This is a genomic window from Streptomyces botrytidirepellens (assembly GCF_003721215.1).
Taxonomy (GTDB): domain Bacteria; phylum Actinomycetota; class Actinomycetes; order Streptomycetales; family Streptomycetaceae; genus Streptomyces; species Streptomyces himastatinicus.
In genome coordinates this window covers 20,506-31,174 of the sequence record NZ_RIBZ01000297.1, presented here as the reverse complement: position 1 = coordinate 31,174, position 10,669 = coordinate 20,506, and the positions used below count along the sequence as shown (strand labels likewise).

The following is a 10,669-nucleotide window of genomic DNA, read 5'->3' as shown; positions in this document are numbered from 1 at the left end:
GGCCCCCGCCCCTGCCGCCGGGCGGCCCGCGCGCCCCTCCGGCGCGGCGAACGAGGGCGCCGAGGGCGCTGCGAACCCCGGACCGGCCGAGAGGTCACCCCGCACCGCGCCGCCCATCCCCGCCCCACTGGCCGCACTCGCCGACCGCTTCGGCCTCAGCGCCTTCGAGCGCGAGGTCATCCTCCTGACCGCCGCCGCCGAACTGGACCCCACCACCGGCGCCCGGTGCGCCGCCGCGAGCGGCGACCCGGCCCGTACCCACCCCACCTTCTCCCTCGCCCTCGCCGCGCTCACGGAACCCCACTGGAGCGCGCTCACCCCCGTGTCCCCGCTGCGCCGCTGGCGGCTGGTCGAGCTGGAGGACGACACCCGGCTGACCACCACCCGGCTGCGCCTGGACGAGCGCATCCTGCACTTCCTCGCCGGTTCGCCCTACCTCGACGCCCGCCTGCACGGCCTGCTGCGCCGCACACCGGTCCCGGCATCTCTGCCCGCCTCGTACGACCTGGCCGCGAGCCGCGTGGCCGCCGGGTGGACCGAGTCCCGCCCCGACGCCCCGCTCCGCGTCGAGCTGGTCGGCGGCGACCCGCGCACCCGGGCGGACATCGCCGCCGCGGCCGCCCGCCGCTCCGGGCTCGGCCTGTACACGGCGGCCGCCGACGACCTGCCCACCGACCCCGCCGAACGCGACCGCCTCGCCCGCCTCTGGCAGCGCGAGGCGATCCTGCTGCCCGCCGCCCTCCTCCTGGAGGCCGGTGATATGGACCGCGAACAGAGCGCCGCCACCGACGCGTTCATCGCGGGCGCCGCCGTCCCCCTCGTCGTCTCCAGTCAGGAACCGCGCCCCACCACCCAGCCGCGCGGCGAGCGGGTCACCGTGCCACGCCTCGACGACGCGGAGCAGCTGAACCTCTGGGCCGACGCCTTCGCCGACGTACCGGAGGTCGAGGAGGCCCACCTGCGTTCGCTGGTCGCGCAGTTCCAGCTGCCGCCGCACGTCATACGCTCCGCCGCCGCGTCCGTACGCCGCGACCTGCCGGACGAGGACGAGCTGAACGCCACCGAGCTGGCCTGGCGGGCCGGGCTCACCGAAGCGCGTATCGGCCTGGACGAGCTCGGCCGCCGCATCGAACCCCGGGCGACCTGGGGCGACCTGGTCCTGGCCGAACGGCAGTCGCGCATCCTGCGCGAGATCGTCGCCCACGTACGCCAGCGCGGCACCGTCTACCAGGAGTGGGGCTTCGCCCGGACCCTGCGCAGCGGACTCGGCGTCACCGCGCTCTTCGCGGGCGGATCCGGCACCGGAAAGACCCTCGCCGCCGAGGTGATGGCCAAGGAACTGGGCCTCGACCTCTTCATCATCGACCTCTCCCAGGTCGTCAGCAAATACATCGGCGAGACCGAGAAGAACCTCCGCAAGGTCTTCGACGCGGCCGAACGCGGCGGCGCCCTTCTCCTCTTCGACGAGGCCGACGCCCTCTTCGGCAAGCGCAGCGAGGTCAAGGACAGCCACGACCGGTACGCCAACCTCGAAGTCAGCTATCTGCTGATGCGGATGGAGGCGTACCGGGGCCTGGCCATCCTCACCACCAACATGAAGAAGGCCCTCGACCCGGCCTTCATGCGCCGCATCCGCTTCGTCGTCGACTTCCCCTTCCCGGCCGAGCACGAGCGCGCCGAGATCTGGAGCCGCGTACTGCCCGCGCAGGCGCCCATGAAGGACATCGACCCGGCGCTGCTCGCGCAACTGACCGTGGCGGGCGGCTCCATCCGCAACATCGCCCTGTCGGGCGCCTTCCTCGCGGCGGAGGAGGGCGACCGGCTCCAGATGAGGCACATGCTGGCCGCCGCGCGCACCGAGTATCTGAAGCTGGACCGTTCGCTCACGCCTTCGGAGGTCCACGGATGGGTCTGAACGAGGCACCCCGCACCGTGCGGGTGGACATCGGCGAGCTGGTGCTGGACGGCTTCGACCGCGTCGACCCGGACCGCGTCTCGGCCGCCTTCCAGGCCGAGCTGACCCGGCTCGTGACGGAACGGGGCGTACCGCTGGCCGCGTCCGGCGACGGCGAGGCCATCGACCTGCTCTCCGGCCTGCCGAAGCTGCCCCGGACCTCCTCCCCGGCCCGCCTGGGCGAGGCGCTGGCCCGCGCGGTGCACGCGGGCCTGTCGGGGCGCGGCGAGCAGCAGACGCAGAAACGGGGGCCGATGCGATGAGCAACTCCCAATCCGCAGCCCAGGACGACCGCGCGGCCCAGTCCGCCAAGCGCCGCAAGCGCAAGGAACGCACCGCGAAGGCCCGTACGCCCGAGCCCAAGGACATCGTCAGCGGCGCCGGCCAGCCCCTGGACGCGAGCGTCCGCCGCGAGCTGGAGGAACAGCTCGGCCACGACTTCAGCCGCGTCCGCCTCCACACCGACCGCGACGCGGGCCACCTCACCGAGATGCTGGGCGCGGACGCGGTGGCGGTCGGCCAGGACATCTTCTTCCGGGAGGGCACGTACGCCCCCGGTACGGCCGAGGGACAGCGGCTCCTGGCGCACGAGCTGCTGCACACCGTCCAGAACCCGTACGGCTCGGGCCCGCTGGCGGCCGGGCGCGACCTCGGCGCCGTCAGCCTGCCGCAGGAGGCCGCCGAGCAGGAGGCGGAGTCGACCGCGCGGCGGCTGATGCGTCAGGAGGCCACGGCCGAGGACCCGCGGCCCGTGGAGGTCGAGAAGGGCGAGGTCACCCCCGCCTGGATGCGCTACGCCACCGTCGACGCGGACCGCATGCGCGCGGAGAAGCTCGACCCGGCGGGGCTGGTGGAGCGCCTCGTCGGCGGCGTACTGCGCTCGCTGCGCGGCGACCCGGCGGACGCCTCCCAGCGCGTCCGCACCGAACTGGCCCGTATGGCACCCGAGTTGCAGGACTCGGTGCTGGACCGGCTCGAGGTGCGCCTGTCCTCGCCGGAGTACGGGCGGCTGCTGGACCTGGTGGACGAGGTCGAGCAGGGCGGGCCGCAGCTGCTGCCGATGGACGGGGCCCTCGCGCCGGAGGCGATCCCCGACACCATCGACCAGGTCGAGCAGGAGCGCGAGCAGAAGCGCTCCGAGGCGCAGGCCGCTCAGGAGAACAAGGAGAAGGCGAAGGACGAGCGCCGCAAGCGCGCCCAACGCCGCAAGGCCGAGGCCCCCGACCGGGAGAACGCCCCCGACCGCGACGCGGGGGGCGGCAGCCGCAGGGCGGCCGGACCGAAGGGATCCAACGGTTCCGGCAAGGGCGTCGGCACCGAGTCCGGTGAGCGGGAGTCCGTCGAGGGCCGCAGCGCCCGCGAACAGGACGGCAAGCAGCAGGAGAGCGAGCAGAACGCCGAAGAGGCGGACAAGCAGCAGCGGGAGGACCAGGACAAGGACGAACAGAAGAAGAAGGACGAGGAGAAGACCCAGAAGGAAAACGCCCGCGAGAAGGAGGAGCAGGAGAAGAAGGACGACCAGGAAGCGGAGGGGAAGGAAGAGAAGAAGGAGCAGGAGGAGTCCGGGAAGAAGGACGAGGAGGAGCAGAACAAGGAGGACGGGAAGGACTCCGGCGACCGCGAGGAAGAGGAGCGCGAAGCCGGGAAGAAGGAGGCCGAGTCCACCGCCGAACGGGAGCGGGACGGCGAGGGCGACAAGGCCGACGAGGAGAACCGGAAGCAGAGCGCCAGGACCTCCGGCGGCATCGACCGCCGCGATGCGGAACCGGGCGAGAAGGACCGCCAGGGCGGTCGCGGCAAGGACGACGAACGCGCCGCCGACGAGGAGGACTCCGAGGACGACGAACCTCTCGGCCTGGAGGAGGACGGCGAGGACGAGGCCGCCGCCCTCGACGACGACGCGGACAAGGACGACGAGCAGGACGACGCCGGGAAGAGCGCCTGGGACACCGAGATCAAGCCCCAGGACCACCTTCCCGAGGACGACTTGGACGTCTCCGGCGTACAGACCGCGGACCGGATGGCTCCGGGCACCGCGTCCGCCGGAAGCCCGGCCGCACCGGAGCGCGGCGGCCAGGACGCGGCCCGTGCCGCTACGGACTCCGGAAAGCCCGCGGAGGGCGACCGCAAGGAGCCCGGCGCGGCGCAGGGCGTCCAGGGCAAGCACGGCGTCCCGAGCGTGCCGAAGCCCCCGCCCACGAAGGCCGACGCGGTCGAGGGCGCCCGCGCGGAGGAGGACGCCGAGGAGGGCGCGAACGGCCCGGCGGAGCAGAACGAGGCGAACGCCGAGGCCGACAAGGATCTCCAGTCCGGCAAGACCGCCGACCAGGAGGTCGGCCCGGACCCCGAAGCGGGCGCGGACAAGGATGCGGACAAGGAAGACGACGCGGACGGCGACCCCGGCGACGCGGACACGAAGCAGGAGCGCGCCGAGGACCGTACGCGCGACGCCGAGACGCGCCGCGCCGAGGAGGACTCCGGCAAGGAGTCCGGTGAGCGGAGCGAGGGGGAGAACTCCAAGGACGGTTCCTCCGAGAAGCTCGCCAAGGCCGACGAGGACAAGCGGGGCCAGGCCACCGACTCCGGCGGCTCCGGCAAGGACGTGGGCGAGAAGCAGGACGGCGCGAAGGGCACCTCGCAGGAGGGCAAGACCGCCGAGGGCAGCAAGGACTCCGATTCCTCCGGGGGGAAGTCCGACGACAGCAGTGCGGGCAAGGACCCGAAGTCGACCTCAGAAGAGAAGAACACCGACGACTCCGGCAGCAAGGACCCCGCATCCTCGGACGGTTCGTCCTCCGCAGAGAAGCAGGGGGAGAAAGCGGAGGACGACGGGGCCACGAAGGAGGCCTCGGCGGGCAAGGGCCAGGCCACTGAGGAGGACAAGGCCGCGGGGGAGGAGTCCGCCTCCGCATCGGCGGCCCCGAAGGTGTCCGAAGGCACGGGCGCGGGCTCCGGCGCGGGTGGAGGTGCGCAGGGAGGCGGCGGCATCCCGGCCGTCTCGCAGGCCGCCGGGAAGTCGGCCGCGCCGCAGGAGACCGCCCCCAAGGCGGACGCCCCGGCCCCGAAGGAGAAGCCGACACCGCAGGCCAAGAAGGCGGCGAAGGCGGCAAAGCCCGCCGCGAAGCAGTCAGCCCAACCCGTGGCCGCCAGGTCCGCCCCGCCGCCGAAGCCCTCCGCCCCCAAGGCCGACGCGTCGAAGTCCGCGTCGGCGAAGGCGGCCAAGGGCGGCGGCGGCCCGGCACCGAAGGCCCCCAAGGGCGGTGGCGGAGGCGGCCCCGCCCCGCTGAAGGGCAAGAAGGACGGCCCCGCGCCCGACGTCTCCAACTCCACACCCGAGGCCGGTCTCGCGTCCGCGGGCAAGTTGAAGCCGCACCAGGCGCTCCAGACCATCAAGGGCGTCGACGGCGCGGTCAACAAGTCCGTCGGCAAGGAACGGGCGGCGCTGGCGAAGGCCCCGCCGAAGATGGAGCGCCCCTCCGGCTCACCCAAGACCCTGCGCGGCGGCCCGAAACCGGCCGCGCCGGGTCAGTACACCAACGAGAAGGTCGCCAAGACCGACGCGGCGAAGGGCAAGACCCCGCAGATCAACGGGGAGCAGCGGCCGAAGGGTGAGCTGCCCGAGTCCCAGGCGGAGGAGCCGAGCTGGTGGGACATCGGCGGCACCCTCCTCAAGGAGATCATCAAGCGGATCCTCCCCGGCAAGGTCGCCGACTCCATCGACTCCCTGAAGACCACCGACGACGGCCTCCAGGGCGCGCGCGTCGGTGACGCACCGAGGCTGCCCACGGACGCCGACGCCGATCCGGAACGCACCGACAAGCAGCAGAAGAAGCTCGACGACAAGAGCCAGGAGCTCCAGAAGGCCGGTCGGGAGGACGCCGCCCGCCCGATGGGCGAGGACCAGATCTACCCGGACGTGCCGAAGGAGACCCTCGAGGCCAAGGTCGACGGCGCCAAGGGCGGCGCCGACAGGGGCGCCAAGGGCGGCGGGAAGGCCCCGGGCGCCGGTGGCCCCGTCACTGTCGAGGCGGTCTCCGCGGTGGCCGAACACGACCGCGGCCCGCAGATCAAGCGGGGCTTCGCGCAGGGCCAGAAGCAGATGTCCAAGGAGCGGGCCGACAAGGAGAAGAAGGCCAAGGAGGACAAGCAGCGGCACGAGAAGAACGTCCGACAGGAAGTCTCCTCCAACGGCAAGACGCAGGAGGACGCGCGGAACAAGGGCCGTTCCGACGTGGCCGGCGCCCGTGACAAGTGGCGCAAGGAGCAGGACGACAAGACCGCGGACATCGAGGGCAAGAAGGGCAAGAAGTACGACAAGGCCCGCAAGGACATCAAGGACAAGAAGGAGGACACCGATAAGAAGGTCGACAAGCGCACCGAGGACGACAACAAGGAGATCGACAACAAGCGCGACAACGCCGAGAAGGAGGCCAAGAACAAGCGGAAGGACGACAAGGAGAAGTCGGGCAACTGGATCAGCCAGGGCATCGACTGGGTCAAGGAGCAGTTCAACAAGCTCAAGAAGGCCATCAAGGGCATCTTCGAGAAGGCCCGCAACCTCGTCACCGGCATCATCAACGAGTTCAAGACGAAGGTCTTCGAGTTCATCGACAAGGCCCGTGACTGGGTCGTCAAGCAGATCAACGACTTCGCCGACGCCCTCATCGCCCTCGGGGACGAACTCCTCAAGAACTACCCGGCGATGCGCGACAAGTGGCGCAACACCATCGACGGCGTCCGCGACGCCGCGGTCAAGAAGGTCAACGAGGCCGCGGACGCGCTGAAGAAGGGCATCGGCAAACTCCTCGACGGCCTCGGAAAGCTGCTGACCGCCGGACTCGACCTGCTGGAGAAGGGACTGCTCGCCGCGGTCTCCGTCGCCGAGACCGTCGTCACCAAGGCCATGGAGTACGGCGGCGCCCTGCTCAAGGGGCTCGGCGAATGGGCCCAGATCGCCAGCGACATCGTCACCGACCCCGGCGGCTGGATCAGCAACGCCAAGGCGTCCGCGGAGAGCGGTGCCCGCGACCACCTCTTCAACGAGGTGAAGGCCGCGGTGAAGGAGTGGTTCAACCAGAAGGTCCAGGAGATCATCGGCATCCCCCTGGAGACCTTCAACACCCTCATCAAGGGCGGGATGAGCAAGGAGGAGATGGCCAAGATGGCCTGGGACGCCGCCGTCCCCCAACTCCCCCTCATCATCGGCGAACTGGTCATCACCAAGGTCGTCGCCAAGCTCATCCCCGGCGCCGGCTGGGTCATGGCCATCATCGACGCGCTCCAGACCGCCTGGGGGGCGCTCAGCGAGATCCTGCGCGCCTTCGGCACGTTCATGGAGTACTTGAAGGCCGTGAAGGCCGGTGGCGCGAAGGCCGCCATCATGTTCGCCAAGGCCGTCGCCGCCGGTGTCGTCGCGCTGCTGGAGCTGGTCTACGAGGCGCTGATCAGCGGCGTCGGCAAGTACATGGGCAAGGTCAGCAAGTCGCTGAGCGGCATCGCGAAGACCATGCGGAAGAAGAAGCCCGCCCCGCGCGCCAACAAGCCCCGCTCGCCCCGCAAGAAGCCGGCGCCCCGTAAACGGCCCTCCCACCCGGAGAAGGAGGCCCGCCCCGAGAAGCGGCCCGCCCCGGAGAAGAGGCCGAAGCCGCACGAGCAGCGCGGCCGGGCGAAGCAGGAGGAGAAGAAGGACCGCAGGGAGGAGCGCCGCGAGGAGGGCAAGGACGTCAACCTCGCCCGCCGCCGCCTCCGGGACGCCAACCGCAAGCTCCGCTCCCGCGACGGCGACGACACGCCCCGCCGCGGGGTGGCCCGCGACACCCTCCGCCGCCCGGACCGCCGCCGACGCGAAGACCGCGACACCACCCGCCCGGGCACCCGCAACGACTCCCGCCGCCCCACGGACAACCGCCCCGACGCCCGCCGCCCGGACCGCGACCAGGACCGCGACCGCCGCCCCGACGCCAACAGGAGGGACCGGGACGCCGACCGCCGCCGGGACGACGCCCGCAATCGCCCCGACGCGGACCGCCGCCGGGACAACGACCGCGACCGCCCCGACGCGGACCGCCGCAGGGACACCGACCGCCGTCGCGAAACCGAGGGCACCAAGAAGAAGCCCCGACGCGAGGGCGAATCCCGCCCGGGCCGCGCCCTCCGCCGCGCGCGCCAAACGGTCAAGTCCGCCCTGGGCAGGGCCCGCCGCGCAGGCCGCCGCCTGCTGGGCAAGGGCCGCGACCTCGGCCGCAAGCTGACCAACAACATCCGCCGCATGCGCGACGCCTACAAGCGCCGTCGGGACCTGCTGAAGAAGCAGCATCAGCGCCGCGAGGAGCAGAGGCGTCAACAGAAGCAGCAGAAGCGTGAGAAGACTCGTAAGAAGGAGAACTCGCCCGAGTCGAAGACGGACCGGCTCCGACGGATCGTCGCGAGGATCCGACCAAGAGTGAATAGGATGCTCGACCAGAGAGTTCCGCAAGGACTGCTCGACGCCGCCCTCTTCGCCATGCGGTCCTGGTACCGGCTCACGAGCCTGCGGAGCGAGGGCTCGGAGCGGTTCTCGATCGAAGCCCACCTCAACCCCACAGCAGGGGTTACGACCGGGATCAAAATGCTTGGTCCTGAACTTCAGAGGACGATCGAGAACGCCCTGGATATATCCGATCCCGACACGTGGAACAAGTATCGCGGGACCGAGTCGGATGCCGAATTCAGAAGTCGAATGAAGAGCGTACGAGAAGCTCTTGAGAAGAAATTTGGAGTCTCCGACCCCAAGGACTGGAAGACGTTCCGCACGGACCAGGCGAAGGAGCAGTTTAAAAAGGAACTCGAGTCGCTCCTTCCTCAGAAGCGAGGAGAAGGCGGCAGGACCGTGCAGAGGCCGGACCAGGATCCGGATACGCTTGACGAGGACGGCATGCTGCGGGGCAGCAACAACCCGAGGCACAAGACCGGACGGGCAAGCTTTAGGAAGGAAACGATTCAGAAAGCGTGGGACAACGCTGACCGGGCGGTCGACGTCGTTCCCGATCTGGTCCGGACAACGAAGCGGAAGAGGGGGGAGGCACCGAAGTCGGAATGGAGAGTTTGCCCCACTCGTGGGCCGCGATGCGATGTCCTCATCAAGGTGGCACCGGATACCAAGAACACCAGATATAAGAAGCATGAAAAGGTCGATAGCAAGGGCAGGGAGCTTCCTGATCACAGGAAGCCTGGCCAGAAGAATCAGCACGTACCGCGCGACTGGGACGGTAGCCATACACCTTCGTGGACCAATCGCCAGTTCCCCCCGGACCTCGATCGAGAAGGGTTTGTGGAGGCATATCAGCAGGGTGTATGGCTTGAGTGTGCGCCATGTAACAGGAGTAGGCAGGCGAACGATGATCTTCTGGAAGACGAAACCGTCGTTTCCATATAAGCGAGAAGAGACATGAAACTGATTGAACACCTGGAGGAAAGGCTCGGCGCCATCAGGCACGGATGGAGCTACAACGAGAGTGGTCGGCCGATGCCTTTCAAGGTGGCCTGTCTCGGTGATGGTCCTATGCCTGACATTGACAGCTATGCGACCGTGGGTCTAAGTCAGACGGATCTGATCTCGCGCACTTCTGGCCGGATTATCCATCAGGAAATCTTCATCTCCGTCGATTCAAAATACACGGACGGACCTTATCCGGGCATTCTCCAGCAGATTGGCCTCGAGTTGATCAGGGAGGACGAGGCTCTGCTGCGAGGTGATGTGATTGGTCCGCGCGATCCAATTCTCCCGGGAAGTAAAATTGAGGCTTTTTATGCCGCGATTCCCGTTTACTATGACAAGGAATTCGCCGCGGTGCGGATCGAGGGTGGGGTTGAAGTCGTGATTACCTGGCTTGTTCCCATTACTAGAAAGGAAGCTGAGTTCGTCAGTCGGCAGGGCTGGGAGCGATTCGAGGACGAAGTGGTTCGACATGACCCGGAATTCCATGACTTGTTCCGTGATGAAATCCCGCTTCCTGAAAACTGAGAACACAAAACGGGAGAGTAGGGTAAATGACCCGATACGCAGACATACCCAAGCCCATCCGCTCCGGCATCGTCATCGTCGACCCGGAACGCGGCACCCCACAGCGCATCATCGTGTTGCAGTTCAACCCCGACACCCTGGAGCGCTCCATCTCGCCCCAGTCCGCCGGCGCCGGAGGCGATAGCGGCGGAGGGGGCAGTGGAAGCGGGGACAGAAACGAGGCTCTCCGGCTGAAGGGCCCTGCCCAGGAGACGTGGAAGTTCACGGCGGAGATCGACGCGACGGATCAGTTCGAGGTGCCCGCGCCCGACGGGATCCACCCGCACCTCGCGGTGCTGGAGATGTTGGTGCAGCCGACCACCGCCCAGCTCCGCGCCGCCTCGCATCTCAGCAAGAAGGGCACCATCGAGATCAGCCCGATCGAGATGCCGCTGACGCTGTTCACGTGGGGGAGCAAGCGGGTCATGCCCGTCCGCCTCACCGAGCTGTCCGTCAATGAGTCGGCCTTCGACGTGAACCTCAACCCCATCCGGGCCTCGCTCAGCATCGGCATGAAGGTGCTGACCGTCAGCGACTTGCCCGCCGGGCACCGCGGCGCCGAGCTGTACCTCGCGCATCTCGCGCAGAAGGAGCGGCTCGCCGGGGCGGCGCGCGGCGGGGCGCTGGGGGCCATGGGGTTGAACAGCGGGGACATCGGAGTGGGGAGGGCCTAG

5 protein-coding genes are annotated in these 10,669 nt (G+C 69.3%); all 5 read left to right on the top strand.

Annotated elements, in window-relative coordinates; all coding sequences use genetic code 11:
• A partial coding sequence (locus EEJ42_RS24770) for an ATP-binding protein (protein ID WP_148082027.1) occupies positions 1–1,915 on the top strand: 1,915 nt, incomplete at its 5' end.
• On the top strand, positions 1,906–2,217 hold the full coding sequence (locus EEJ42_RS24765; RefSeq protein ID WP_123103015.1) for a hypothetical protein: 312 nt from the start codon (positions 1,906–1,908) through the stop codon (positions 2,215–2,217). The genes EEJ42_RS24770 and EEJ42_RS24765, both read left to right, overlap by 10 nt.
• A complete protein-coding gene (locus EEJ42_RS24760) occupies positions 2,214–9,368 on the top strand; it encodes an eCIS core domain-containing protein (RefSeq protein WP_123103013.1) in 7,155 nt (2,384 codons plus the stop codon). The genes EEJ42_RS24765 and EEJ42_RS24760 overlap by 4 nt, the downstream gene beginning before the upstream one ends.
• Positions 9,369–9,380: 12 nt before the next feature.
• The gene (locus EEJ42_RS24755; RefSeq protein ID WP_123103011.1) at positions 9,381–9,956 is read left to right on the top strand and encodes a suppressor of fused domain protein; all 576 of its coding nucleotides are present in this window, start codon (positions 9,381–9,383) and stop codon (positions 9,954–9,956) included.
• 26 nt (positions 9,957–9,982) lie between these two features.
• Positions 9,983–10,669, top strand: coding sequence for a hypothetical protein (locus EEJ42_RS24750; protein WP_123103009.1), 687 nt, complete (start codon positions 9,983–9,985; stop codon positions 10,667–10,669).

Bases quoted from the DNA above. Each gene is read 5' to 3' on its own strand.
- EEJ42_RS24765 (WP_123103015.1), top strand. From the start codon at position 1,906: ATGGGTCTGAACGAGGCACCCCGCACCGTGCGGGTGGACATCGGCGAG.
- EEJ42_RS24760 (WP_123103013.1), top strand. From the start codon at position 2,214: ATGAGCAACTCCCAATCCGCAGCCCAGGACGACCGCGCGGCCCAGTCC.
- EEJ42_RS24755 (WP_123103011.1), top strand. From the start codon at position 9,381: ATGAAACTGATTGAACACCTGGAGGAAAGGCTCGGCGCCATCAGGCAC.
- EEJ42_RS24750 (WP_123103009.1), top strand. From the start codon at position 9,983: ATGACCCGATACGCAGACATACCCAAGCCCATCCGCTCCGGCATCGTC.